The sequence below is a fragment of the Corynebacterium silvaticum genome, assembly GCF_002162115.2.
GTDB classification, from domain to species: domain Bacteria; phylum Actinomycetota; class Actinomycetes; order Mycobacteriales; family Mycobacteriaceae; genus Corynebacterium; species Corynebacterium silvaticum.
In genome coordinates this window covers 2,537,392-2,562,641 of the sequence record NZ_CP021417.2, presented here as the reverse complement: position 1 = coordinate 2,562,641, position 25,250 = coordinate 2,537,392, and the positions used below count along the sequence as shown (strand labels likewise).

Sequence of the window (25,250 nt, the reverse complement as noted above, 5' to 3'; positions counted from 1 at the left end):
AGGACCATATAAGGAAGAATTTTAATATCTTGAACTGCATAAACACCGGTTTATGGCTTTTATGGGGGACTTGTAGTGCCATGCCCAAACAATGACAGGGAGACATACAGCGCGCACGCGATGGTTTGGGGGCAAGGTTCTGCACAAAGGTGATAACGAGGGTTTTATAACAAGAAAAAGAAAACTGTGGTGGGAAAGAATCGACGACTCCTTCCCACCACAGTTCTACGCGGGGTGTTTAATAACTAGCGACCACCGTGATGTTGTGTATCTTCACGGAGGCATTGTCGGTGACCCCCGTTACCCACACCAGAATGGAGGTGACCAACGGCTCCTCGCTCAACGAGATTCGGGTCTGCGTGGAAGAGACTTTGCGTTCTCCCACAAGCTGAGCGGAGTCCAGCGAAGAAAGTTCGTCATCGTCGACCTGGTAGACAGAGATCTTTGCCGGCGTGCCATCACTTTCCACCACCACGGAGCTCGCCAGATGCGGTTGATCAAGGGTGATCATGATGCCTGCCCCCTGGCCCTTTGCCATCGGACCTGTAGACCACGCACTGGATTTATCTGGGTCAATGGCTAGGTGGGCAGTAGACGCGGACTCGCTGCTCGGAGTGGTGCCACTTGGAGACCATGCAGAAGCGCTCTTTATCGGTGCCACAATGCTGGGCAGGTCTAGTACATCAGAGGGCTTAGAGTTCACAATCGGATCATTGTTCAAAGGCACCTGCCCCTGGTCACTGCCAAAGAGGCTCGTGATGTATCCGGTAATCAAAGCGATGGAGACAACGACCACTGCAACCGCCATGGCGATAATCGCACGGCTGATATTGCTAAACCCAGCGCTACCAAAGCCTGGGGTATTTCGAGGCCTAGGAGTAGCCTCTTCCTCAACCACGAGATGGTCCTCGGCAACAGAGGGGGCATCTGGAAGATCTGCGATGGCGTGCGGAAGCTCGGTGGCGTCGACATGCAGAAGCGCAGTGATTTCTTGCGGAGCAGTGTCCACTTGAATAAGAGTGCCCAACGCGGTACGAATACTGCGCATATCGCGTTCGTAGGAGGAATCAGACAAGACAGCGGGGAATGCAAGAATTGCCATGCCATCTGTGTTGATACGGATACGTGCGTGGTTATCAATACCTAAGGGGGTGTGAGCACTTTGTGCAAACTGTGCGACCTGGCTGAGAGGCTCAAAAGCATAGGCGGCAGCATAGGGATTAACCGGCTCGCTGGCCACGGAAGCCAACGAGGAACCTGCGACCCAATCGGCAACAACAAGGCAACCGTTGCGATACGACAAAACCTCAATATTTGGCGCGATTGCTGGGTGATTGAGATTAGCCAGCGCACGAGTACGACGCGATACCTCCGCTGCCTCGCCCGCAGCGGCCGCAGGAGTTGCGGGAGCCTGTGGAGCTTTCCCTGACGTGTCCACGAAGATGAGGGCTACTTCCCTACCCGTGGTCTTTTCCCTAGCCTGCCAGAAACGAGCAGTGGAGACAGAGCCGTGGTCTGCCAACAAACGGAATCGACCATCGGAGACCTGCGCGCCGGGGACCAGACGTGGGCCACGGACGATACCGGCAGACATCGGTGCCGGGATTGGTGTGGCGTTGAAGGTGTCGTCGAAAGCGAGGGCCTCGTTGGCGATAGCCTGGCGCGTTGGCACCATGTCGTCTTTTTGCGGGGCGCGCATGTGGATGAAGCGGCTCATACCTGGGATGCGCTGCAGCGCGTAACCAAGGTTGACCACTTCTTCCAGGCCCGAACGCGAAAGAACGAGGCCGATGCATAGGAGGAAGACCACGCCAACGATAGCCAGGTGAACAAGCATTCCGACGCTGCCCAAGGCGCTAAACAAGCCGCCCATAAACTGGTCGAGAACGTAGCTCAGCGCCAGCGCCGCGAGGATACCTGCGCCAGAGGCGATAAAGGCCCACGTGCTTGTTTTTAGTACTTCGCGTCCGCCGAGATTTCCAAGCTTGCGTCGCAAGAGCATCGCGCCGATGATCGCACCGGCCACGAATCCAAAGCCGTTGGCAGCGCCAAGCAGGATCACTACTCGGCTGGGATCCGTGGCAGCCAGTGGCGCAATAACGGAGAGCACTATCTTGGTGACGGTAATACCTGCGATGATAAACGTAGGGGTCCATGCCTCTTCTCGGGCATAGAACACACGCAGGTGCAGCAGAACGAGAGCATAAGGCAGCAGCGTGAACGCAGCAAAGCTGAGCGTCCAGCCGAGGATGGTTGCAGACTCGGCGTCGAAGCGTCGATAAGCAAAAAGCCCGAGGCCGATGCGCTCGCCATAAGCCGTGAAAAAGACGACGATAGGGATTAATGCGATATAGGTGAGCTTCGAGCCAATAATCAGATCGCGGACCACTGCTTTGTCATCACCATCGGCGGCGTTGCGGGAAAGACGCGGCATGATGGCGGTAAGCAACGTGACACCGATAATGCCGTAGGGAACCTGCAACAACAGCCAATGCTGCTGGTAAATATTGGGTGCGCCCTCATCCGCAAAGGAAGCAATACGGGTTGTGATCATGTAACCGATTTGAGAAATCGCCACATAAACAATGATTGCTGTGGCCATTCCTCCGAACTGCTTCAAACGCTCATCAATGCCCCACAGCGGTTTGAGCGATATCCCGGCGCGACGGATCGGCGGAATCATAATCAACGCCTGCACAACAACACCCAGCGTGGTTCCCAGGCCCAGGAGCAGCACGTGCGGGTCAGTGATCGTAGAAGGAGCCGTGGGGTCAAGCTCGCCAGGAAGCAGCATGTACAACACGAGCACGGCAATGGTGATCATGTTGTTTGCTACCGGCGCCCACGCTCCAGGCTTAAAGATCTGCTTGGTATTAAGCACCGCCATGAGCAGCGAAAACATTCCGTAGAAGAAGATCTGCGGAAGTAAAATATACGCAAAACTGGTGGTTTGAACGATGTTGACCTTGCCCTCTGTGCCTAGCATGAGCCGGCTTAGCAAAGGCGCGGCGATAATCGCCCCGATCGTGACCAATCCGAGTAGCGCTGCCGCGAGGGTAAAGAGCCTCCGGATGAATGCGGCTCCCCTATCAGGGTCTTCCTTTTCCGCTCGAATAAGAACGGGGACCACCAAAGACGTGAGAACGGCGCCCAACACAATCTCTGTGATGAGGTTGGGCAGCGTGTTTGCGGTGTTGAATGCCGAGGCGATGGCACCGCCTAAGCTGGTGGAGATCAAAACGGTACGCAGGAAGCCCGTAACGCGTGAGAAAAGAGTGGCTATGGCCATGGAACCAGTGGAACGAACAACGTCATTATCACTGGTAGAGGCTGTGCTTTGTGAGTCCTCACCCGCCTGAGATGCAGAATTATCCGCGGCGCCGTCTGCTGCGGTGCGGGCGGATTGTTCATCCCTATCCAAAGTAACCACTGAGGCTGACTGCGCCTCGTGCTCAAGGCTTTCCGACGCCTCCCCTCCGGCTGGCTTAGCACCTTCAGAGGGAACGCTCAGGCCGGTAGGCATAGCGCTGTTGTCGCCGGGAGCATCCGCAACCGAGTGACGAGCGGGGTCCTTGTCCAATTTGGAGCGATCCTCGCTGGGGTGCACCGAAGAACTGGTGTGGCGGGGACGGGCCTCGGGGACTGGTGCCGGTGCCGCGGGAGGCACGATGCGGTACCTGGTTCCCTTGCTAGGGGGTGTGCTCTCAGATGAGTTCACCTGGAAATCCTGCTTCTTTTCTATGGTCGCCGCCATAAGCTTCGTGCGAGTCGGAGGGACTGAAACTTATGCGGCGTCAAGGGGAAAGATCGGGGCGATCGGTATTGCGTTGGTGATAGCCCCGAGAGCTGTTTTAAAAAAAGGGGGTGGTGTCTTCCCTCTACACTATGTCCGTGGAGAGTGAAGACCGTTTCCAGAATCATCCGAGTTGGCATCACCGCTGGTACGGTCGCCATCGCGAACTGATCCTTCACTGCGACGACGCGGCCTGCGTACGGGTGGGCGCCGCGTGGTTGATGCGGGAGAAAGAGAACGCGTTGTTGCTTTTGGCTCGCTATGCGTATGACGCTTGCGTTTGACAAAGAAGCGCAAGAACAGCAGAGCAAAGAGTCCTAGGATTACGGTAAGAGCGATACCAGACTGCCCCACAAAACCGGACCGAGTTTGCACCGCGATAGTCACAGGGTTGGAGATCGCCGCGCCGGTGGGAGTAGCCAGCCATAGTTTGAGATTAGTCTGGTCATCGTCGTCGGGAAGCTGCGCGATCATCTGCGCAGTAATGGATCCCTTTGCCGGAATCACCAGGCTGTCTTTCACCTTAATCGACGCGCCTTCAGGGCCATTGAAGCGAATACGTGCATCGACAGGAAGCGGAAGTCCATTCTTTGCCGCAATAAGTAGCGGTGAGGATGGAGAAAGCCTGGTGTACACGTTGCCCGGGGACAACAATGTGACGGAGCTGCGCAATTCCGTGAGCGCATCGCGGTTTTCATTGGATAAAGCGGTGGCCCGGGCAATCTTCTGGTCAAAACTGTTAATAGAACGTCGTCCGTTGACGCTGAGAGCGCGGAGCAAATCCTGCCGCAATGGCGCAGTGAAGTTATAAGGCGATAGGGCGATGGCGGCGTCGTTAATCATGAGACGCGTGAGATCGTCGGTGTAATCCGATTGCTGGCGTGCCCGCAGGATCTCCGTGTCTGAGACCACTGTGGGGTCGTCATAGGGGGCACCATATCTGCCCTCTACCAGGCCGCTGCTAGAGATGCTGTTAGATGAGCCGTCGCCGCTTGCCGACGTTGCAGCCGCCGCCGCAGTTCGTGCAGCAAGCTCACCTTCCTGTTGCTGCGACATAGTGACATAGTCGCGCAGAGTCATCGGCAGTGCGGAATTCTCCCGCAGCAAAGTAGAAATTGCCTCGAACCAGGAATTGGGGTTCCTAATCGACGTGGGCATCATCAACAGTGTGGGCTGAGTGCTTTCCGCAACAGCGGCATCGATAGCGGCCGCACCGGTAGCCATCCGGGCTGCCTCAGAGTCGAGGGAGTAATCAAAGCGAATGTCGTAGTTGCCGTATCCCGCCGTCACTGGTTTGGGGGATGCCTGGGCAAGCGTGGCAGATAACGAGCCTTGATACGCCACAGAACGCACGCCAGCGGCAAGCTGGCCGAAACGATCTACCTTGGGGGCCTGCCACACCGTGTTGTCCGCGACAAGGACAGAAACAGGGACTTGCGCAGTGGGTGCGATCGTGGGAGCCGCGGAGTCACGGACGCTATCCAACGAGGCCTCAGAGTCCTTGGCCGGCGATTCCTTGAGGGAACCTTCATCCGGTTGAGACTTAGCTTCCTTAGCCTTGGTGGCCTCCCAGGCAGCACTGATGTCGCTCGTGGTCGGAGGTTTGGTACCGTCCGCGCTTTCCTTTTGATCCGCCCAGCCCAAGGAGGCTGCAGTTTGTGCGGTGATATAGCCCGCGCCGGGGATCACGATATTAGATTCCGGGGTAACCCCCAGCACGTCTTTGATGACGCCAGAGCCACGCTGCAGGGCCTCACGCATCAACCATGGATTGTTGGTTTTAGCCACCGCGTTGAGATCAGCATTAGCCCACGGCATAGCCACAGTGCAGGTGCCTTCCGTGGCTTTCCCTAATTTTGCGAGCCACTCAGCAGCAGCTTTTTGACCTTTGCCCGGGACATACTTTTCTGTTTCGTCCTCAATGCTCCAAGAATCGCGGAGACGTCTATTCTCCGACACCGAGCTGGGGCGCTGTGAGGCCACGCTATATCCCTCGGACATACGTCGGGTGACATCGAGGAACTGCGGATCGATGGCTAAGCAACTCGCCGTGCTGATCTCTGGCGTTACAGTGCGGGCGGCGAGGTAGGCGTCGAGAAGCCGATCTAAGCGGCCACCATGCGCAATCTCTTCAGTCAATGCTTCCGAACGCATAATGAGAGGGGCGCGTTCGGGGGCCTCGCCCGTTTCCCCGCCAACGATATCGACCTCCGCAGTGATCGGCAGGACCATGCTGAGTTGCTTCGGGTCCGGTGTCGCGCCCTCAGACTTATTCGTATCGGACGCAGACAGTAGGAATCGCTGTGTGCTGTAGACGCTGTTGGAGGCGTCATGCAGTCCGATCAATATGGGATAGACACCGGCAGAACGCAGCTGTAGTCCCCCGGGCTCCGCTGCCCCGGTATCTATGCTGACATCTATGTCTTTGGAGCTATCGGGCGCAATCTTCGACTGAATTGGTATCGGACTCGCAAGGTATGGGTAGGAGGAAGGTGCTGCAGCAAGCACAGTGCGGGCACCAGCGACGGTGGGCTCTGCATCGGCGTGACGGGCCACAATTTTTGCGGAACTCTGATCGATTGGAGAATCAGAGTTATTGATGATGCGAAGCGAAAGATGTATCTTTTCGCCGAGCTGGACGTGGGAATCGACTTTGAGGATCTGAACCTTGACCTTGGCGTTCACGTCGATTGATCGCACATCCGGATTGGTCCAACGATGCGACGTCGGCCCCATGGGAGATAACGGAAGCGCATCTGCGGCAGCTTGCGGCGCATGAGTGAGCGTGGCACTGCATAAGGCGAGAGTCAGCAACGCCGCCCCAGTGCGCGACAGCAGGGAGAGCGGAAAGACTCCCATGTCGGTGGCTCGGCGTGAGTGAGGCGTCGCCAAAAGCTCAGCGGTGCTGGCATTCCTATGGCCGCTGAGTGAGGTGGTGTGGGTGAGTTTGATGGTGCTCACCGCGGGGTTTTCCTTCCCTCTGCCTTCTCTTTGATGGCATATTCTGGGATTAAATCGTGCGCGATGCGGGCCAGCTTACGCTCGTCGGCGTAGGCAAAATGCTCAATGAGTTCGTTGGCTGGGATCCACGAGACCTCAGTAACTTCTGGATCTTCATCGTTGAGATCACCATCGACGTATCGCAGCAGATGGTGATGAACCGTTTTATGAATACGCACGCCCTCAGACACAAACCAATAGTCAATCGTGCCCAGATCCGCGAAAACTTCACCGTGGATTCCGGTTTCTTCCCAGACCTCGCGCTCGGCGGTCTTTCCTTTGTCTTCACCGGGTTCCACGTGCCCCTTAGGCATGGACCACAAAAGGCGGCCTCTCCTATCGAGTCGCCCGATGAGCGCCACATAAATACGGGAAAGGTCAACGTTATTATTGCTATCAACCGCCTCAGCGAGTCCAGAGATCACCAGACCGCCCGCAGAGGTTTCATCGCGCGTGTTTATCTTGGATGTCTGATACTGGTTACGGAGACTGGCGCGGCTATTTCTAGAGCGATTAGTGTTGTGTGGCCGACGCCGGCGACGCTTATTCTCCGGTGTGGACGTGGAGCGCTGAGCGGTGCGCTGCCCTGTCCTCGTGCAGCGCTTACGTCGAGAAGCGCGCGACTCATTATCTGCCGACTCGTTTCCTTGCGGTGCGGCTGTGCCTTGATTCTCCTTGCGTTTTGCGGTGTTGCGCGCAGCAGCCGAGCGCGAGCCGGTTTTACGGGACTTGGTGGACTTGTTGGCGTCGTTAGTTTTCCGTCCGCGGGAAGAAGCACCGCTAGCGTTTTCTTGAGACGAGCTATTTTTGCTTTTCGACGCGCGCCCCTCACCAGAAGCCTGAGCGTTAGCGCTGCGCTTTGAGTCAGCGCGCTTTGCCCCCGGCTGCTGGGTCGCAGAGGTACGGCCCCCTTCTGCAGTTCGTTGTGACTGCGAAGAGCGCCCCGTCTGATCACTGCCAAAACGGCGTGACCGCGTGCGTCTTCTGCGCCGTGGCGCGGTGGATTCCGTAGAATTCACCGAACTCGGGCGCGACTGTTCGTTATCGCTCATCTCGCTGATCGTATCCTTTTCAACCTTGAGAAGGTACCTATGAACCGCTTCTTTAAAAGAAAAGAGTAATCGTGGCCAGCTTTTGCGGCGTATTTAGCCATACGTCTAGCTAACAGATGGCGCAGAAAGTGGGTTTCTTGACCCAAAAAGGTGGGAAAAATCTGTTGAAGACGCGAAAAAATGCAGACGTGATCACCATAACTTTAGCAACTATAAGTGAGTGATTACGCATTTGGATGTGATGCGTTGGGTAAAAAACCGATCGTATTTTCCAAAAGCGGAGAATACGGAGGTGTATCCCCCTGTGTATTCCTTACATATAGAAGGAAGTTGGCGGATTAACGTGTCTCAAAGCCCCTTGGCGATGTGCGAGGTGGGTGTGCGGTTAGCGTCGTCTAGCTGGGGTGCATTGTGGAGGAATCATGGTAGCGGAACCGAACAGGTAGACTCATGCGCGTGAATTCACAGAGTAAGCAGCACACAACCATTACTAATAATGGTTCGCACACCGTAGGGATAGTGAACCCATCCTCCGCCGCGTCCTCTGTTGCCCCCTGTAATGCCAACGCTGCTGAGAATACTGCCGAGAACTCCTCGGCGAGCGATTCGCCGAACCGCATTGAGCTTCTTGCTCGTGCGCAGCACACATTGGCGGGTCTTTCTCCCCTGTTGGCCCCCCTCGCGCAGCTTTTTCAAGACCGTGGGCATCGCCTTTACCTCGTAGGAGGTTCCGTGCGTGATGCTCTCCTTGACGAGTTGGGCAATGATTTGGACTTCACCACCGACGCTCGACCAGAGACCGTGATGGAGATCCTCAACGACTACACACCTGTGGTGTGGGATACCGGAATCGATTTTGGAACGGTGTCCGCAGAAAAAGACGGGCAACAAATCGAGATCACCACGTTTCGTTCAGACGTGTACGACGGGAAAACGAGAAACCCGGAAGTGCAATTTGGTGACACATTAGAGGGCGACCTTATCCGTAGGGACTTCCGAGTCAACGCCATGGCTGTAGAGATACACCCCACTGGTGACATGACGTTCCATGACCCGGTTAACGGCATGGATGACCTGGTAGAAGGCATCTTGGATACGCCTTCCGCTCCGGAGCAAAGCTTTAACGACGATCCACTGCGTATGCTTCGCGCCGCCAGGTTTGTCTCCCAACTGGAATTTTCTGTCGCGGATCGCGTCTGCAATGCCATGACGCAGATGGCGGATCAGATCGATCGCATTACCGTCGAACGAGTACAGGTGGAGCTGGATAAATTACTCTGCGGGCGGGCGCCATGGGACGGCATTGACCTCATGGTGGATACGGGGCTTGCCGCGCGTATTATTCCGGAAATTCCAGCGCTACGGCTTACCCAAGACGAGCACCGGCAGCACAAGGATGTGTACCTGCATTCGCTTACGGTACTGCGTCAGGCGATGGAACAGGAGGAGGACGGCCCCGACGTGGTGCTGAGATGGGCCTCCCTCATGCACGATTGCGGCAAGCCGGACACCCGGGCTTTTAATGATGAGGGGAAAGTGAGCTTTCATCACCACGAGATCGTGGGTGCCAGGATCATGCGAGCACGCATGCGCACGCTTAAATACTCTAAGCAGATGGTGAATGATGTGAGCGACCTCATCCGGCTGCATATGCGGTTCCACGGGTTCAATGAGGGGGAATGGACGGATTCCGCTGTACGTCGATACGTAACGGATGCTGGTCCCCTGCTATCCAAGCTGCATAAGCTTGTCCGTGCAGATTGCACAACGCGTAACAAAAAGAAGGCGGCTCGGCTTCATCGGACATACGATCACCTAGAAGAACGCATCGCGGAGATTGCGGAGCGAGAAGATCTTCAGCGGGTGCGCCCTGATCTCGACGGAAACGAGATTATGACGCTACTTGGCCTTAAACCCGGACCTGACGTGGGTAAAGCATGGTCTTTCCTCAAAGAACTACGGTTGGAGCGTGGCCCTTTGGGACGGGAAGAAGCTATCGCGGAACTCACAGCATGGTGGTCGAAAAACCACAATGCTGCCGACACAACTGGGTCGACAAAGTAGAAGAAAAATAAGGAAGGCGTGAGACATGTATGCAGACCGGTTATTCAACGCTATGGAGCGGAATGAACCTGCTCCGGGAATGCTGCTTATAGCGGCGCCTTCCATGGAAAGTTCCGTGTTTGCGCGGAATGTCATTCTGATTCTTGAGCACAATGAGGTCACGACGTTTGGTGTGAACCTTGCCTCGCGGAGTGACGTTGCCGTGTTTAACGTTATGCCGGAATGGGCCCCCTTAGCGTCTATGCCCCAGGCTCTTTACATTGGCGGTCCCCTCAACCAGCAGGGAGTGGTAGGGATAGGGGTCACCGCCCCGGGGGTGGACATTGCTGCGCACCCGCATTTCAATCGGCTGGCTAATCGACTGGTGCACGTGGATCTGCGTACGCAACCAGAAAATGTAGCGGACGATCTCTCGGGTCTGCGTCTTTTTGCTGGTTATGCAGAGTGGGAGCCCGGTCAACTGAATGAGGAGATTGAAAAAGGCGAATGGTATGTAGCGCCTGCATTGTCCTCCGACGTGACTGCTGCTGGAAGTGTGGACGTTTGGGGTGACGTAATGAGGCGCCAGCCGATGCCGCTCCCCTTGTATTCGACGTATCCTATGGGCGTATCCGAAAACTAAGTTTTTACTTAGGGTGATACATCTGTTTTTTCTTGAGTTTTCTCTCATAAGTGCCGCGCTCCATAGAGGGCTAGGCACTCAGTTTCTTCTATCCGTATCTCCTTGGTGTTCGCCTTTTCTGGAGGAATGTTAATAAAAAGAGGTTGTGATGGTTTCACGTGAAACATCGTCCGAAATTCGGGCCGGGATTAAAGAATCCTGGGCGGTTGCATTAGGACTCGTCCCCCTGGGGCTTGCTTTTGGTTTGTTGGTGACGCAATCAGGATTTGCCTGGTGGTGGGCGCCAATTTTTTCCATCGTGATCTACGCGGGCTCAATGGAATTCCTTGCGCTGACGCTCGTCACAGGTGGAGCAGGTCCCGTATCGGCAGCGATCACAGCTTTTATGGTGAATTTCCGCCATATCTTTTATGGCTTAACGTATCCGCGCCACCGGATTACATCAGTTATCGGTAGAGTGTATTCCACATATTCGCTTACCGACGAGGCCTATGCGATCGTCTCGGCTCGCCCCGAGGCAGGGAATATCTCTAGTGTGCGACTGTTGACTATTCAGGTCTTTTGTCACGTTCTGTGGGTTTTGTCGGGCGTTGTCGGGACGCTGGCTGGGGTGGCTCTCCCCCAAGGGATTCAGGGAATGGAGTTCGCCCTCACGGCGCTTTTTGTGGTGCTGGCCTGGGAGGCATTTCGCAACAACCAAGATTGGTCGCTGCCATTTTTTGCCATTGTCCTATCTGTCATCGCTGCCCTGATCTCCACTCAGAAGATGCTCATCATTGCGCTCGTCGCCTATTTCCTTTTGTTGTTCATTCGTAGCGCGCAACCACGCTTGGATGCTGCACTGACATGGAAGGTGAAGAAATGACGCTTGCTCAGTTGGGGCTACCCGAGGGCGTCACGCTTTCCTCTGTTGTCCTCGTGCTCCTGCCGGTTGCTGTGATCACTTTTATGCTTCGGTGGCTCCCCTTCTCTGCGGTTAAGCTGCTTAAGGGCAGTGCGTTGATGTCCATGCTCGCGATGACCATGCCTGTGGGTGTGATGGTGGTGTTAGTTATGTATACGCTTTCTGCTGCGCGGGGTGCCACGGGAGGTCTTGTGCCTGCGCTCATCGCCACGGTTGCTACGTTGCTTGTGCATTGGTGGCGGAGAGACTGCGGTCTATCCATTATCGGTGGAACAGTTTTCTATATGATTCTGGTCAACCTGGTGTGGTGAACTGTTCTCCCCCTTTTTCGATATATCAAAACCGGCTTTCCCACCTCTGATGCGTAGGTGGGAAAGCCGGTTTTGTCCCAGTGTAGCTCAGCGTAATTCAGGGAATTTGGCTCTTGCCTCAGCCCACAATGATTCAAATTCTTCTGATGATAAGTATGCGGTTTCAATGTCAGGAAAGTTTGCATAGCTTTCTGGATGTGGGACTGTGTTTTGTGGTGGTGCCGCCATCCCCACGACCGTCCCACCATGGGCTGCCCCGCAGACGCTATTGGAGGGATCCACCTCTAGGAGTCGGTGCAAGCGACATTCGGTGGTGCTGGTGAGTTCTAACTCGGCAATATGGTTGCTCGTTCCCACTCCGGGGATAGACATTAGTGTTCTCACATAAAGATAGGAAGTCATGGGGTTCTCCTGAACGCGGTGGGTTTAGTTGAGATTTTCTGGCAAATTTCGAGCATAGCGGGCGGCAAGCCAGGAACACATCATGAGCTGTATCTGGTGGAAAATCATCAGCGGAAGAATGAGCAGACCTAGGTTTGCTCCCCCGAATATCACGGCTGCCATGGGCAGGCCGGAAGCGAGAGATTTCTTTGTGCCACAAAATTCTATGGCGATAACATCCCCGCGGTTAAACCCGAGCTTTTGCGCGCTGAATTTGGTCAACCACAACATAAAAGCGACTAGCACGATGGAGAACACAACGAGGAAAAGTACTTCCCATACTTTGACCGATGACCAAATCCCGGCGACGATTCCTGCGGAAAAGGCGGAATAAACCACCATTGCGATGGATCCGCGATCCACGGATTTGGTTGCTTTATTCGCGGCAAAGTCTTTGACCCATCGTCGCAGGAGTTGTCCAATGACAAAAGGCAGGAGCAACTGGATGGCAATATCCAGAAAAACTCCGGTGTCAATATGCATTCCGCCTTCTGTAGTCATGAACGCCATCACTAACAGCGGGGTGGCAAAAACTCCGATGAGGTTGGAGGCTGAGGCGCTCACGATGGCCCCTGCGACGTTGCCTTGTGCGATCGAAGTGAAAGCTACCGACGATTGGACGGTAGAAGGAACGAGCGTGAGATAAAGGATGCCCATAGAGATTCCGCTGGAAATAACCATGTCGAGAGGTTTGAGCGCTAGGCCTATCGCAGGGAACACCACAAAAGTAAAAGCGAGAATTGTTAGGTGTAGCTTCCAGTTTTTCAAGCCATCGAGGGCTTCTTTAGTGGAGAGGCGAGCACCGTAGAGAAAGAAGAGTAAAGCGATTGCAATTTTGGTCGCGGTGGAAAAGGCATCGGCAAATCCACCGCGGGCTGGGAAGAAAATTGCGATGATGACCGCCAGCACTATGAGGACGATGAGGGGGTCAAGGTTCTTGATTTTGGCGAGCATTCTTTGAGTCTAGATCGGAATGCTCGCAGTGTGGCTGTTATTACAACAGGTGTTAGGAGATCTTCGCTTTATCCCCGGATACCTCAAGAGTCTTTGTTATGAGCGGGTCTCGCGATGGTCCCTGGGTGACGGCGCCGTCTTTGATGTTAAATATGGACCCGTGCTTTGGGCACTTCACGGTGTCGCCTTGGACGATCGTGATTTTTGCGTGCTGGTGAGGGCAGTCAGTCGAATATGCCTTGTACTCCCCCGCAACAGGTTGGGCGATGATGAAATCGTCGACGATGGTTGCGCTACCCACAGGAACGTCGGAAAGTGCTATTTCTTTGGCCTTGGCTTTATCGCCGCCGCAGGCTGCAAGCACCGCCCCCGCAAAAGTGGTTGCTGTGCCGAGTAAGAACATGCGCCTTGTGCATTTAGGGCCGTGGTGTGCTGAAGATGTGGAGTCATGGGTAGTCATAAAACCAGTATTACACCGAAACCGTGGATCAGTCACTAATCATCACAGTGACAAAAGACGGCTCGGCTGAATGTTTCACGTGAAACATTCACTGCCCGATCAGCGCGGCGACTATATGCTTATCGACGCGCCAACCGGGCGTTGGTGAAGGCTGCCTGTGCAGTGCGGCTTGCTATCCGCGAGTTGCTTCTTTCATCTCAGCGATAAAAGCGGAAATTTCCGATTGCAGTGCGGGCATGTCATCGATTGTGGCGGGCTGGGGATGTGTACCAACACAGTGGCGTTCAATGATCGCCGTGATGGCGGATCCGGTGATTACTCCCCTTGCCCCGGCTGCCATCGCGTCTCGGACGTGCTGGGGGGTGGAAATCCCGAACCCGAGAAGTGCAGGGGCACCGCCGAATGTCGTGATGTTTGCTACTACGTCACTGAGTCCGCTAGTGGAAGATTCCCGCTCTGTGCCAGTGACCCCATCGCGAGAAATTGCGTAGATGTAGCCCTCAGAATGCGCTGCCACGGCTCGGAGGGTATCTTCCGATGCCTGTGCGGGCGCAATGAAAATGGGTGCGATCCCTGTCTGTTGTGCTGCTGCGATGAAGGGCTCCCCTTCCCGTACGGGGACGTCGGGAAGCAAAATAGAATCGGCGCCGGAGGTGGCGAATTCTTGATAGAAGGTATCTAGTCCGCGAGTGAAAGGGACATTGCCATAGATCAGGAGGCCAATGGGCAGGTCTGGAAACTCTGAACGGATCTGAGCAATGAGCAACAAAGAGGAATCGACGGTTGCTCCATTATCCAAGGCGCGGAGATGGGAACGTTGGATGGTCGGGCCGTCGGCCACCGGATCTGAGAAGGGAACGCCGATCTCAAGTGCATCTGCTCCGGCCTGGACGGCGGTGCGAATGATTGTCAGGGATGCCTCGGGGGAAGGATCGCCGAGCATGATGAAAGGGACAAAGGCTCCCTCGTTGGATTGTTCTAGCCGAGTGAAAAGGTTGTGGTAGCGGTTCATGATTAATCCTTGAGGGCAAGTTCGGGGTTTGCGGCGAGAGTTTTGCGAATGTGATCGATGTCTTTATCACCACGCCCTGAAAGGGAGACAAGTATGGTGATATTTTTTCCTTCTTCTTCTGCGAGGGCGGCTCGCTTTAGTGCATAAGCAAGGGCATGGCTTGACTCCAATGCCGGGATGATTCCCTCTTCGCGGGAGAGTAATTGGAAGGCTTCAAGAGCCTCGGCATCCGTGATAGCTACATAGGTGGCTCGTCCAGACTTTGACAGATGCGCGTGTTGAGGTCCGACCCCAGGGTAATCTAGCCCGGCGGAAATAGAATAGGACTCTTCCACTTGGCCGTCAGAGTTTCGCATCAAATAGCTTTTAGCGCCGTGCAGGATACCGATTTGTCCGTTGTTGATGGTTGCTCCGTGCTTGCCGGATGACAGACCCTCCCCGCCAGGTTCCGCGCCGACGAGTTCTACGGATGGATCATCAATGAAGTCCGCAAACATACCGATTGCATTGGAGCCTCCGCCCACGCAGGCAACCACGACGTCGGGAAGGCCTCCCGTGCGTTCAATCATTTGGGCTTTAGCTTCTTCAGAAATAACACGATGGAATTCTCGAACGATCGTCGGGAATGGGTGAGGGCCTGCCGCTGTGCCGAGTAGGTAGTGGGATTCGTGGAAGGTGGCAGTCCAATCCCGGAGGGCCTCATTAACCGCGTCTTTGAGTGTTCCTGATCCCGAATCTACGGGTACTACTGTGGCGCCCATGAGCTCCATGCGGTACACGTTGGGCTGCTGACGTTCCACATCTTTTGCCCCCATATAGATGACGCATTCAAGGTCTAAGAGCGCGCAGGCGAGAGCGGTGGCGGTTCCGTGCTGTCCGGCGCCGGTTTCCGCGATGATGCGTTTTTTGCCCATCCGCTTAGCCAGGAGGGCCTGGCCGATCACTTGGTTTGTCTTATGTGCTCCGCCGTGAACGAGGTCTTCGCGTTTGAGGAAGATGCGAGCGTGTCCCCTACCCTTTCCGGCCAGAGGTAGTTTTGAACATTCGGTTAAAGGGGTGGGCCTCCCCAGGTAGTCCTTGAGGTAGCCCGCGAGTTCCTCTCGGAACTGTGGGTCTTCTTGCGCCTCAACAAACGCTTTTTCAAGCTGATCGAGTGCCGGCAGGAGTGATTCGGGAACGAATTGTCCGCCGAATTCTCCGAAATATGCGGGAAGGAGTGTGTGCTGATCGGTGGGGTTCTGGGAGGGTGTCATCGTGAATCCTTAGGTTGCAAGTTTTTAAAGGTGGTTGTTCCGTATGTCAATGTTTCACGTGAAACTACGCCATCGTTTTTCGCGTGCCGACGCCACGTTGATCCGTGGTTGCGGTGGGATGCCTCGGTACGCACCTGCTGCGGTGCAGACGGTGTAGAAGTGGCTAGGAGAGAACATAGTTGGTGCCTTTGCGCGATAGATATGTGATTGATCGCGGGCCGGTGGCCTAGGGTTCACCCAAAAAGAAACGGCCCGCATGATGCGAGCCGGAGAAATAGATAGCACTCAATGGCCCGCTTAGTAAGCGCGCCACCACCAGATGTTTAGTGCATATCTCATAGGAAATAGCTTAAACGTCTTCGGTGGTGAGCGCAAGGGGTGGGGGTATGTTTCTGTATTGGGGTGTGGTCGAGGTGCGAAAAAGCTGGGTTAGTAATGAAACCCTCGGATGGTGGAGAAAGCTCGGAGTAATGCCCCCGAATCTTTTAGCCCCGCCCAGGTTCCGGCATCGGTTGGGTACTCGACGCCGGAGTTAAGGTCTAGGCCGGCGCACCCCCTTGCTAATGCCTCGGGAAGGTTGTCAGGGTTAAGGCCCCCGGCCAGGATTGCCTTGGGGAGCACGCCTTGGGGAATCTCTTCCCAATGGAAGGATGTTCCGGTGCCGCCGGTGCCGGCGTCGAGAAGCGCCATATCTACGTCATCCATGAGTGCCATGGCAGTCTCGGGCCCTTCGGGAGCTGTCATGGATACGGCGCGCCAGATGGCAACGTCTTCCCTTCCCGCCTTGTGGAGTTCCAGGCGGGCTTTGTTAAGAAGCTCCTTCTCCCCCGCGATGGACCCTTGATATGGGGCATGGATCTGGAGGGTCTTAATGCCTGGAAGGAGTATTTCCGTCCAGTCTTGCGTGCGTCTGCTTACCGCAACGTAGTGCAGAGGCGGCTCTGCTGCAATGATTTTTTCGGCGGTTTCACGTGAAACATTGCGAGGACTGGAGTCTTCAAATATCAATCCTCCGTGTGTTGCGCCGGCTGCGCGTGCAGCGTGTGCCGCGGAAGCGGTGGTGAGACCGCACACCTTGTTGGTTCCAAAAACGAGCGAACGTGCGGCGGAGTCAACGTCGTTATGGCCGGTGAGTTGTGAGCCTACAAGGAAAGCATCGGAATGACCGGCCAATTGACGCACCGTCTCGTTTGTCCGAATGCCGGATTCTGACACGAGTACAGCATTTTCTGGAACGAGGGCTTCTAGTTGTGAGGAACGAGAAAGGTCGATACTGAGGTCGTGCAAGTTGCGGTGATTGACGCCAAAAATCTTTGCGCCAAGGCGAATGGCTCATTTTACCTCATCCTCGTTGATTACTTCGGTGAGGACGTCTAGCCCGAGGCGCTCGGCCTCATAGGAAAGTGAGGTGTAGGTGGCGTCGTCAAGCACGCTAAGCATGAGTAGGATCGCGTCCGCGCCAAAGTAGCGTGCAGCGTGCACCTGCACGGGGTCGATGATGAAGTCCTTGCATAAGACCGGCAGGTGTGTCGACGCTGCGACGGTGGCCAGGTGGTCGTAGTCGCCGTTAAATTTGTCAGGTTCGCAAAGAACGGAAATCGCGGAAGCGTAGCGAGAATAAATCCGCGCAATATCTCCCGGGGAATAATCAGATCGAATTTCCCCTAATGACGGTGATGCGGATTTGCACTCCATAATGAAGTGCGGTGCCCTCGCGGAGCTACCGGAATATGCTTGCCGAAGCGGCGCCACTCCCCCGCTCGCGGAGCCACCAAGCGCCTGGAAAAGGGATTTTGTGGACCTCGGCAACCGGAGTGGATCTACATGCGAAATGCGGGCACGAATCTCTTGAAGATGTGATCGGCGGGCGTGAACAATTTCTTCTAAGACTGTGGGTATTGACGCTGTGTTATTGCGCATAGTTGGCCTCCTCGTGGGTTGCGAGCCATTGTTGAACGTGACCGTCTTCGATGAGCTTTTTGGCTTTATCTGTTCCTTCGCGCAGAGAGTCCACCAGATTTGCAGTATAAAAAATTGCACCGGCGGTAGCTGCGACAGCATCTCGATGAGCCGCAGCGCCTTCCCCGGCAAAAGTGGCGCGCATCAGTGCAGCATTTTCCGTGCCGTCGCCGCCTGCTAAGTCAGCGAGACTATGGCGCTGGATTCCTAGTTCTTCAGGGGTGACCTCATAGCTGGTGATCGTGCCGTGATTGAGTTCCCATATGGTGGTGGGCCCGTGCACGGCGACTTCATCGATTCCGGAGCCATGAACCACTAGTGCATGGGTGCGACCCAGGTCGCGGAAGACCTGAGCGATGATGGGGCCAAGTGCCGGATTGGCAATGCCCATGAGCTGAAATTCGGGGCGCGCCGGGGAAAGCAATGGACCTAAGACGTTAAAAAGAGTGGGAACTCTGAGGGCTTTTCGGACAGGCTGTACGTGGGCGACTGCCGGGTTGTAGGCCGGTGCGAAGAGGAATGTGAAATTGGAGGCTTTGAATTGTCGGACTGCGCGGTCGGGGTCTAGGTCTAGTGGGATATTGAGAGCTTCTAGAACATCGGCTGATCCCGACTTGGAAGAGACTGAACGGTTGCCGCATTTGATCATCCGCACTCCCCCAGAAGCTGCTACAAGCGAGGCTGCCGTGGTTACGTTGATGGTATTTGCGCCGTCGCCGCCGGTGCCTGCGGTGTCCATTAAGCCGGAACCTGTGATGGGGAAAGGTCGTCCTGCGGCGAGAAAAGCATGTGCGGCGCCCGCGATGTCTGCGTAGGTTTCACCGCGAGTGCGTATGGTGGCTAGGAGTGCTGCGATGTGCACATCGTCGTAGTCGCCAATTGTGAGAGGGGTAAAAACCTCGATAGCTTCCTCAACCGTTGGGTTGGGGTTGTCGAGATAGGCGATAAGTTTTTTCTTTGTGCTTTCACTGGTCATGGTATGTCCTAATGTATTTTGTACCTAAGAATAACGTCACGTGACGTTATTTATGGGGTGTGGTCTCTCTGCTGAGATAGATGGTCGATGCAGCGTTGCAAAATGATCGGCCCGGAAGGACTTAGGATTGACTCTGGGTGAAACTGCAACCCCACCGCGGCATGCTCGCGGGCCTCGGCCGCCATGATCACTGGGCCGATGACAGAGGGACAGGTTCCTAGCGCCGTCAATTCCTTCGGGGTTTCTGTGCACCCAAGGGAGTGATACCGGGCGACGGGAACGCGCTGGCCCTCCCGGGAACCAGGATCGCCATCAACGGTTAGGCCGCGGAATAGTGAACTGTGCAGACCATGCTCGTTGAGCTGCATGAGATCTGTAATTCCGTGAACAGGTCCACATCTGCGAACGTCTCCCCCGAAGTGCTCTAGGAGTGCTTGAAAACCTAGACAAATGCCGAGGATCGGGATGCGTCCCAATGCGTGATCGATGAGCTCCATCATGCAGCCCGCATCCCGTGGGTGGCCGGGGCCGGGAGAAAGGCAGATAATGTCCGGCTTGGCTGCCAGAATCTCTTTTACCTCTACGGAGTTGCGAAAGACGGTGCAGCGATAGCCAGCAACGGCAAAAGCGTCGACCAGGTTATATACAAAGGAATCGTGGTTATCAAGGAGTACTACATGGGTGTTGGTAGGGTTCATGAGCGGTTCACCTTAGGGGTTGCGTTCTGTGCCATCGCGAGAGCATTGAGTACTGCGTATGCTTTGTGCAAGGTTTCATCAGCTTCCGCCTGGGGTATGGAATCTCGCACTACTCCGGCTCCTGCTTGAACCACGGCGACGCCGTTATGGATAAAAGCGGATCGAATAACGATGCAGGTGTCCATTGTGCCGTCGCCACGCAGATAACCAATCGCTCCCCCATAGGATCCTCTCCGGGTACGTTCGGTACCGCGAAGCAATTCCATTGCACGCAATTTAGGTGACCCGCTGAGTGTTCCCATGTTCATGCAGGCGCGGTAGGCGTCGATAGCATCAAAATCGGGATGTAGTGTGGCGCTCACTCTACTGACAAGATGCATTACCCGGGAGTATCTATCCACGCTCAGGAGGTCAGACACTTTTCTTGTGGCTGGTACCGCTACTCGGGCTAGGTCATTGCGCGCAAGATCAACGAGCATGGTGTGTTCGGCGATCTCTTTGGCGTTGGTACGCATGTCCAGCTCGGCGCGGACATCTAGCTCGTGATTGACGCTGCCGTCGGGGTTAAGTCCCCGGGGTCTGGTGCCTGCGATGGGGTATAGCTGGACGTTGCGTGTTGCTGCGTCGAACTTTAAATTGGATTCGGGTGAGGCTCCGATGATTTCATAGGTCTCGGAAGGGATTTCATTATCATTGTGTGCAATATTGTTTGGTGTTATCTGTCCTCGTACGTAGAACATATACGGACTTGGGTTAGATGCACGAAGCTGGAGATACGCCGCGTAGGCGTTATCGCATGCGGCAGAGAATGATCGCGCCGGTACCACCTGGTAGACGTCCCCGCTATGAATGCTCTTTTTGAGTTCTTCTACATGCGTGCAAAATTGGGGATCGCTCATACTGGTATGCACGTGCAGGACCTCTGACGGCGTACCTGGCGTCGTTGTGGCCATCTCCAGCGCGAGTATATCAGAAGAAATTTTCTCCGCAAGGTGGTTAAGCCTGCTGGTTAGTTCTTCTGCATCAATACCCACAGCCTCGATAAAGGCCTCATGATTAAGGTGATCGATAACCAGCAGAGTCTCCGCCACTAGGAACTGATAATCCGGATAGGTATTCTCCCCCGGCCGAACCTCCGGTAGCACCTCAAAGGTTTCTAGGTAATCAAAGGCAAAACCACCGGAGAGGATGGGCAATTCTTTTCCGTTGTAGCCAGCCGCCAGTTGGAGTTTGCGCAGCACCTCGGCGTTGCTCATAGCAGTTAAGCGCTCGCGCTCGTTAAGTTCTTGAGACCTGGTGAATGCAAAGAGCGCCTCCCCGTTGATGCGTCGTTCTGCTAAGTGGTCTGCAAGTTGCCTGCACAAGCGATCCGTGATGCTGTGGCCAGTGGGGGTCAACGGGGTTACTGTGACCGTTTGCCCGACGCAGGTAACGCGCACCGCACCGGTGAGGGTCGCAATGCACATCGTATTCTTCTTGGATTCCACATCAGCAGATTCCAGCAGCGCGGAATCGGAGGCGGTTGTTCCTCCTAGCGCTGCAAAAAGCGCGGCGGCGTCCTCGTGGTATCGGACCGATCGCCTATCAACGTGAAAAGTGGTTTCTGTAGTAGCCATAGTGCCTTTGCATGTGTTGGGTGGATTCTCCCCCGCTGCGGGCCATCTGGCTGGAGCCTATGGATACAAAAAAGCCCGCTTGGGAGTTTTCAAGCGAGCTGTGGGATGCACAATCATGTAGCTCGCCGCTATGCGAGCCACACCACCAGTGTGCATTCATGTTCTTCATACACCTGAACCATACGCATGAGTGCGAATGCGCGCAAGATCAATCAGTTATCGGAGGCCTGCGCTGCACGTCGTAATGCTTCCAGATCGGGGGTAAAGCTTGTCGACGCTTGCCCCTCATCATTCGCCTCCTCAGCTCCCCCGGCACTGCAGCACGTGGACTCTGAAGCCGCTGTGACGTCCGCTTGGGCGTCGAGAAGCGATGCGGCGCGCGCCCCCACATTAGCGCCAATGCTCACAAACACTATGCCCGCGAGCACCGCAACGATGGACATCAGATGCAACCACCCGGAGGGGGCAAAACACAATGATGCAGCGATTCCAACAGCAATGCCACCGACGACCCACAAAGGGCCAGCGACGTGATGCGCGGTGGTCCACAGCTCCTGAGATTTACGCACCTCAGGCACCCGGATTCCCACATAGGAGTTTCCGTGGAGGCGGCGAGCCCATGCCAAGGCGCCGATGGTGATAAGAGCAATAGTTACGATAGCCAAAAGCGTGCCGACGACAGTCATGCCGATCACTGTAGTCCGGGTTTGCTTATCAGCTAAATGGCTGTGGGTGCTTTTATATCGAAGTTCGGCGTGGATTGAGCGGCTCCGGCAGTGGGCCGGGGCTGGTATCGCCCCGCAGTCGCTTAATCACATTTTCTGCCGAAATAAGGCACATTGGGATACCTACCCCAGGGACAGTAGTTGCGCCCGCATAGTACAGATTTTTTACCTTCCGAGACACATTGCGGCCTCGGAAGAAGGCGGACTGCCTGAGCGTATGCGCTGGCCCGATGGAGCTCCCGAGCCATGCATGGTAACGATCTGCAAAATCGGCTGGGCCAATCGTTTTGCTCACAACGATGCGCGAGGATAAATCGGGGATGCCAGCCTTATGCGCAATGGATTCGATGGCGTGTTCGGCAATAGCGCGTACCGATTCAGACTTGGCATGCCCATAGGCGTTGCCATGCCCAATAGCTAGCTGCGCTGAGACGGGAATCAAAATAAAAAGATTCTCGTGACCCGGCGGCGCAACGTGTGCGTCTGTGTGGGAGGGCTTGGACACATAGATAGATTCCGAGGCCACGCTCTGGGTATCGGTGCGGAACACAGCATCAAAGTCAATTGCCCAGTCTTTGCTAAAAAACAGATTATGATGCTTAAGCTGCGGTAATGATCCCCTGACCCCCGCTAAGACCACCACCGTGCCTACACCGGGGTTGCGACGAGAAAAATAGTCGGAGTTATAACTGCGGAGGTGCTGCGGTAAAAGCTGCGTCTCAGTGTGGTGTAGATCCGCACAGGAAACCACAATGTCTGCGTGAAGATGTTCTTTTGAACCATCACTGTGCCGAATCACCACTCCAGTGGCATGGGCGAGTTTTTCCCGTTTGCGCAGATCACGGCTCATGTTGCTGGTAGTGATCTCTAAAACGGCAGTATCAAAAAGAAAACGAGCATTTCTTGTGAGCGCGTGGCGGTATATCGCCTCTATGACACCAGTGAATCCCTTAGTCGGATACCGCACTCCTTGGACTATGTCGGTATGACTCATGAGGTGATACATTGATGGCGTTTCCTCTGGGCGAGAGGAAAGAAAGACGGCAGGATAAGACAAAATTTGCCTTAACCGGTGGTCCTGGAAACGCTTGTTCACCATCGTGTGGAGAGACCGTGTGAGCAGTGTGATCAAGACGCGGAGGCGGCCAAGAACGTCCCGGTGTAACAAGGGTCCAAGAGACGTGAAATTGGTATAAAGAAATCGCTCCACAGCGATGCGGTAGGTGGCGCTTGCACTGGCAAGATACTGATAAAGCGCCTCTCCCGCGCCGGGCTCTACCGATTCAAAATAGTTGGCTAGGGCGGTGGGGTCGCTGGGGACGTCGATACGCTCGGCGGCCTGTGCGGGGTGTGTTTCTGCAAAAAGTCGATACGCGGGCTGTACATCTTCGAGGCTATACTCCTGTTTAACCGTGCTACCGAGCAGAGCGAAGAAATGTTCAAAGGCATCGGGCATGAGGTACCACGACGGGCCGGTGTCCCAACGGAAACCTTTGTAGCAGAGATTCCCAGCACGCCCTCCGATCTCCTCGTTTTTCTCCACCACTGTGACCTCGTAGCCCTCGCACGACAATAAAGCGGCGGTGGCTAGTCCTGCGGCACCTGCCCCGATAACAATGGCTTTCTTAGGAGGCGTAATCGGCATCATTGTCTGTTCCAATCAAGTGGTGGGATCCTCTCACACAGCAAGACGTACATGTGCTAGCGGCCATGCGTCAGCGGATGAAACTTTCTGGCTTTGATAAGCGCACGAGCCATGATTCTTGCCTTTGTGGAGATAGGAACACTAGCGCGTTTCTCCATGATCTCAGCTGCGCTCATTGTGTCGAGGATGTTGGTCAGCTCGGCGAATAATTCTGCAGCTGCTGCTACTCCCACTGGGGCGGAACCCGGCAAGAGCGGTATGGCACGAAGCGCTGCGGCTAGGTCGGTGCGGATATCTGCGATGATTGTGCGCTTGAAAGAGTCGGTGAGACGGCGAGGGGCGCCGGGGAAATAGTGCCGTCCCAACTGGGTCGCATCCTCTTGCCAATCGCGGAGAAAATTTACCTTTTGAAATGCTGCACCTAGAGCACGCGCGCCCTCGCTCATGATGTCGAGGTCTTTCTGGGAATAGTGATGTGCGCGTTGGTCTGCTCCTCGATGAGGAGAACTGGGACGTTGTACTAGGAACGCGGATAAACACATGAGGCCAATAACCTCAGCGGAGCCATAGATGTAGCTGCGGTAATCCTCGTCGGCATTGTAGTTAACGCTGCTGATGTCTCTACGCATGGAAGCGAAAAAGGCGCGCACGTGTTCTTCTTTAAACTGACATCGACGAGCCGAGATGGCGTAGGCGTGCATAACAGGATCTACGTGGAGCCTCTGCGTGGGGGCTAGAAGTACCTCACGCTCGTAGTCTGCGAGAAGCTCTGCGGTCTGGGAAGTGGTAAGTCCAGCGGCGCGGGCAGTGCCGTCGACTATCTCATCTGCAGTGCGCACCATGGCATAGAGATTTCGGATGTCAGTGCGTAGCTCCGGTTCGAGGATATGGGTGGCAAAAGAGAAGCTGGTGGAATAAGACGTGATGACTTTTTCGGCAGCCCTGATAGACATGCGATCAAAGTTTTCGAGCGACGTTGTTGCTGGAGCTGTAACCGAAATCCCCTCATTGAAATTTTCTCCGGACTCTGCACGGAGAAGGTTACGGGACGCCGTGAGCCCCCTCTCCCCTGACTTTCTCCCTCGGAGTCTCGCCAGTGTTGTGAGTGCGCGAAAAGCTGCCGCCAGGGCCGACCCTCGGGCGCGTCGGGGTGTAAGAGCCTCTGGGGTTTCTGCTCTTGAACCTCCTGAGAGTGGTGGAAGTAGCGGAAATCTATGCGACTTTGGGTGGCGATGATTTTTACGGAGGGGCCAACGAGACATGAATGGCTCCTTCCTATAAAGCGCTAACTCCGGTTTTCTGTTTGGGCTCTTTTTAAAATGTACAGCAAAGGTATGGCGCTTTCTTGTCACATATGTGAACCCGATAGGCTTTCCTGGTGCGTGTTTGGTCCACATGTCTGACGCGTATGCTCGGCGTATCGTCCAGTATGTCTGGCACGTGCCTTGACGGATGAAATTGGGTCACGCGACATAACCAGTTGCGCTGGACATTGTAAAACTTTCCAAAGGCTTCCCATTCCCTCTTCTAGGGGCGATACAAGGCCATGTTTCATGTGAAACATGGTGAAAAATCGGAAAATGCCAGCTGGCCCAATGTGGGTTTTTGAGGGGATTCGCATAGAAGGGGCAGGTCGTGGGCTTGTGCATATTTTCCAGCCGGAACGTCGAGGGAAAATCCCGATATATGAGATCCATGGAAAATATGAATTCCATTGGTAACCGCGTAAGTTAGTTCACAACCCAGGCGACACGCCAGTCGCGCA

The 25,250-nt window shown here is 55.1% G+C and carries 18 protein-coding genes and 1 pseudogene; 4 read left to right on the top strand and 15 right to left on the bottom strand.

What is annotated here, in order from left to right; genetic code table 11:
• Window positions 1-238: 238 nt before the first annotated feature.
• The 3 genes from murJ to CBE74_RS24445 form a co-directional block, all read right to left on the bottom strand.
• Entirely contained in the window at window positions 239-3,718 is a 3,480-nt protein-coding gene (gene murJ, locus CBE74_RS24455; RefSeq protein ID WP_087454960.1) for a murein biosynthesis integral membrane protein MurJ, read from the bottom strand.
• A 165-nt stretch (window positions 3,719-3,883) separates the two neighbouring features.
• Window positions 3,884-6,754 (bottom strand): hypothetical protein, encoded by a 2,871-nt coding sequence (locus CBE74_RS24450; RefSeq protein WP_087454791.1) that lies wholly within the window; start codon window positions 6,752-6,754, stop codon window positions 3,884-3,886.
• Window positions 6,751-7,845 (bottom strand): NUDIX hydrolase, encoded by a 1,095-nt coding sequence (locus CBE74_RS24445; protein ID WP_087454790.1) that lies wholly within the window; start codon window positions 7,843-7,845, stop codon window positions 6,751-6,753. The genes CBE74_RS24450 and CBE74_RS24445 overlap by 4 nt, the downstream gene beginning before the upstream one ends.
• Window positions 7,846-8,295: 450 nt before the next feature.
• Here CBE74_RS24445 and CBE74_RS24440 point away from each other — a divergent pair, with 450 nt between their 5' ends.
• The 4 genes from CBE74_RS24440 to CBE74_RS24425 all read left to right on the top strand — a co-directional run bounded on the left by CBE74_RS24440 (window position 8,296) and on the right by CBE74_RS24425 (window position 11,746).
• On the top strand, window positions 8,296-9,909 hold the full coding sequence (locus CBE74_RS24440) for a CCA tRNA nucleotidyltransferase (RefSeq protein WP_087454789.1): 1,614 nt from the start codon (window positions 8,296-8,298) through the stop codon (window positions 9,907-9,909).
• A gap of 25 nt (window positions 9,910-9,934) precedes the next feature.
• On the top strand, window positions 9,935-10,531 hold the full coding sequence (locus CBE74_RS24435) for a YqgE/AlgH family protein (protein WP_087454788.1): 597 nt from the start codon (window positions 9,935-9,937) through the stop codon (window positions 10,529-10,531).
• A 148-nt stretch (window positions 10,532-10,679) separates the two neighbouring features.
• Window positions 10,680-11,396, top strand: a complete 717-nt coding sequence (locus CBE74_RS24430) for an AzlC family ABC transporter permease (RefSeq protein ID WP_087454787.1) — start codon at window positions 10,680-10,682, stop codon at window positions 11,394-11,396.
• The gene (locus CBE74_RS24425) at window positions 11,393-11,746 is read left to right on the top strand and encodes a branched-chain amino acid transporter permease (protein WP_087454786.1); all 354 of its coding nucleotides are present in this window, start codon (window positions 11,393-11,395) and stop codon (window positions 11,744-11,746) included. Before CBE74_RS24430 ends, CBE74_RS24425 begins: the two co-directional genes overlap by 4 nt.
• 87 nt (window positions 11,747-11,833) lie before the next feature.
• On the opposite strand, the gene CBE74_RS24420 is transcribed toward CBE74_RS24425, so the two are convergent.
• From CBE74_RS24420 to CBE74_RS24365, 12 genes and pseudogenes are all read right to left on the bottom strand, one after another.
• Window positions 11,834-12,148 (bottom strand): hypothetical protein, encoded by a 315-nt coding sequence (locus CBE74_RS24420; protein WP_087454785.1) that lies wholly within the window; start codon window positions 12,146-12,148, stop codon window positions 11,834-11,836.
• Between the two features lie 24 nt (window positions 12,149-12,172).
• Complete coding sequence (locus tag CBE74_RS24415) at window positions 12,173-13,141, bottom strand: bile acid:sodium symporter family protein (protein ID WP_087454784.1); 969 nt, start codon at window positions 13,139-13,141, stop codon at window positions 12,173-12,175.
• A gap of 52 nt (window positions 13,142-13,193) precedes the next feature.
• Window positions 13,194-13,544, bottom strand: a complete 351-nt coding sequence (locus CBE74_RS24410) for a Rieske (2Fe-2S) protein (RefSeq protein ID WP_087454783.1) — start codon at window positions 13,542-13,544, stop codon at window positions 13,194-13,196.
• A 229-nt stretch (window positions 13,545-13,773) separates the two neighbouring features.
• Window positions 13,774-14,613 carry a tryptophan synthase subunit alpha gene (gene trpA / locus CBE74_RS24405; RefSeq protein ID WP_087454782.1) on the bottom strand — a complete coding sequence of 280 codons (840 nt, stop codon included), beginning with the start codon at window positions 14,611-14,613 and terminating at the stop codon, window positions 13,774-13,776.
• Window positions 14,614-14,615: 2 nt separating this feature from the next.
• Complete coding sequence (trpB, locus tag CBE74_RS24400; RefSeq protein WP_087454781.1) at window positions 14,616-15,866, bottom strand: tryptophan synthase subunit beta; 1,251 nt, start codon at window positions 15,864-15,866, stop codon at window positions 14,616-14,618.
• 429 nt (window positions 15,867-16,295) lie between these two features.
• Window positions 16,296-17,786 (bottom strand): annotated as a pseudogene (gene trpCF, locus CBE74_RS24395) (bifunctional indole-3-glycerol-phosphate synthase TrpC/phosphoribosylanthranilate isomerase TrpF).
• On the bottom strand, window positions 17,776-18,801 hold the full coding sequence (gene trpD / locus CBE74_RS24390; protein ID WP_087454780.1) for an anthranilate phosphoribosyltransferase: 1,026 nt from the start codon (window positions 18,799-18,801) through the stop codon (window positions 17,776-17,778). Before trpD ends, trpCF begins: the two are co-directional and overlap by 11 nt.
• Window positions 18,802-18,851: 50 nt before the next feature.
• Window positions 18,852-19,499: an anthranilate synthase component II gene (locus CBE74_RS24385; protein ID WP_087454779.1), complete on the bottom strand. Its 648-nt coding sequence runs from the start codon at window positions 19,497-19,499 to the stop codon at window positions 18,852-18,854.
• Complete coding sequence (locus CBE74_RS24380; RefSeq protein ID WP_087454778.1) at window positions 19,496-21,115, bottom strand: anthranilate synthase component 1; 1,620 nt, start codon at window positions 21,113-21,115, stop codon at window positions 19,496-19,498. The genes CBE74_RS24385 and CBE74_RS24380 overlap by 4 nt, the downstream gene beginning before the upstream one ends.
• 212 nt (window positions 21,116-21,327) lie before the next feature.
• On the bottom strand, window positions 21,328-21,801 hold the full coding sequence (locus tag CBE74_RS24375) for an SdpI family protein (protein WP_087454959.1): 474 nt from the start codon (window positions 21,799-21,801) through the stop codon (window positions 21,328-21,330).
• A gap of 52 nt (window positions 21,802-21,853) precedes the next feature.
• On the bottom strand, window positions 21,854-23,485 hold the full coding sequence (gene crtI, locus CBE74_RS24370) for a phytoene desaturase family protein (protein WP_087454958.1): 1,632 nt from the start codon (window positions 23,483-23,485) through the stop codon (window positions 21,854-21,856).
• A gap of 56 nt (window positions 23,486-23,541) precedes the next feature.
• Window positions 23,542-24,438: a phytoene/squalene synthase family protein gene (locus CBE74_RS24365; protein WP_225871194.1), complete on the bottom strand. Its 897-nt coding sequence runs from the start codon at window positions 24,436-24,438 to the stop codon at window positions 23,542-23,544.
• Window positions 24,439-25,250 lie beyond the last annotated feature (812 nt).

Coding starts and splice junctions, on each gene's coding strand:
- CBE74_RS24445 (WP_087454790.1), bottom strand. CDS start 7,845: ATGAGCGATAACGAACAGTCGCGCCCGAGTTCGGTGAATTCTACGGAA.
- CBE74_RS24440 (WP_087454789.1), top strand. CDS start 8,296: ATGCGCGTGAATTCACAGAGTAAGCAGCACACAACCATTACTAATAAT.
- CBE74_RS24435 (WP_087454788.1), top strand. CDS start 9,935: ATGTATGCAGACCGGTTATTCAACGCTATGGAGCGGAATGAACCTGCT.
- CBE74_RS24430 (WP_087454787.1), top strand. CDS start 10,680: ATGGTTTCACGTGAAACATCGTCCGAAATTCGGGCCGGGATTAAAGAA.
- CBE74_RS24425 (WP_087454786.1), top strand. CDS start 11,393: ATGACGCTTGCTCAGTTGGGGCTACCCGAGGGCGTCACGCTTTCCTCT.
- CBE74_RS24420 (WP_087454785.1), bottom strand. CDS start 12,148: ATGACTTCCTATCTTTATGTGAGAACACTAATGTCTATCCCCGGAGTG.
- CBE74_RS24415 (WP_087454784.1), bottom strand. CDS start 13,141: ATGCTCGCCAAAATCAAGAACCTTGACCCCCTCATCGTCCTCATAGTG.
- CBE74_RS24410 (WP_087454783.1), bottom strand. CDS start 13,544: ATGTTCTTACTCGGCACAGCAACCACTTTTGCGGGGGCGGTGCTTGCA.
- trpA (WP_087454782.1), bottom strand. CDS start 14,613: ATGAACCGCTACCACAACCTTTTCACTCGGCTAGAACAATCCAACGAG.
- trpB (WP_087454781.1), bottom strand. CDS start 15,866: ATGACACCCTCCCAGAACCCCACCGATCAGCACACACTCCTTCCCGCA.
- trpD (WP_087454780.1), bottom strand. CDS start 18,801: ATGACCAGTGAAAGCACAAAGAAAAAACTTATCGCCTATCTCGACAAC.
- CBE74_RS24385 (WP_087454779.1), bottom strand. CDS start 19,499: ATGAACCCTACCAACACCCATGTAGTACTCCTTGATAACCACGATTCC.
- CBE74_RS24380 (WP_087454778.1), bottom strand. CDS start 21,115: ATGGCTACTACAGAAACCACTTTTCACGTTGATAGGCGATCGGTCCGA.
- CBE74_RS24375 (WP_087454959.1), bottom strand. CDS start 21,801: ATGACTGTCGTCGGCACGCTTTTGGCTATCGTAACTATTGCTCTTATC.
- crtI (WP_087454958.1), bottom strand. CDS start 23,485: ATGCCGATTACGCCTCCTAAGAAAGCCATTGTTATCGGGGCAGGTGCC.
- CBE74_RS24365 (WP_225871194.1), bottom strand. CDS start 24,438: ATGTCTATCAGGGCTGCCGAAAAAGTCATCACGTCTTATTCCACCAGC.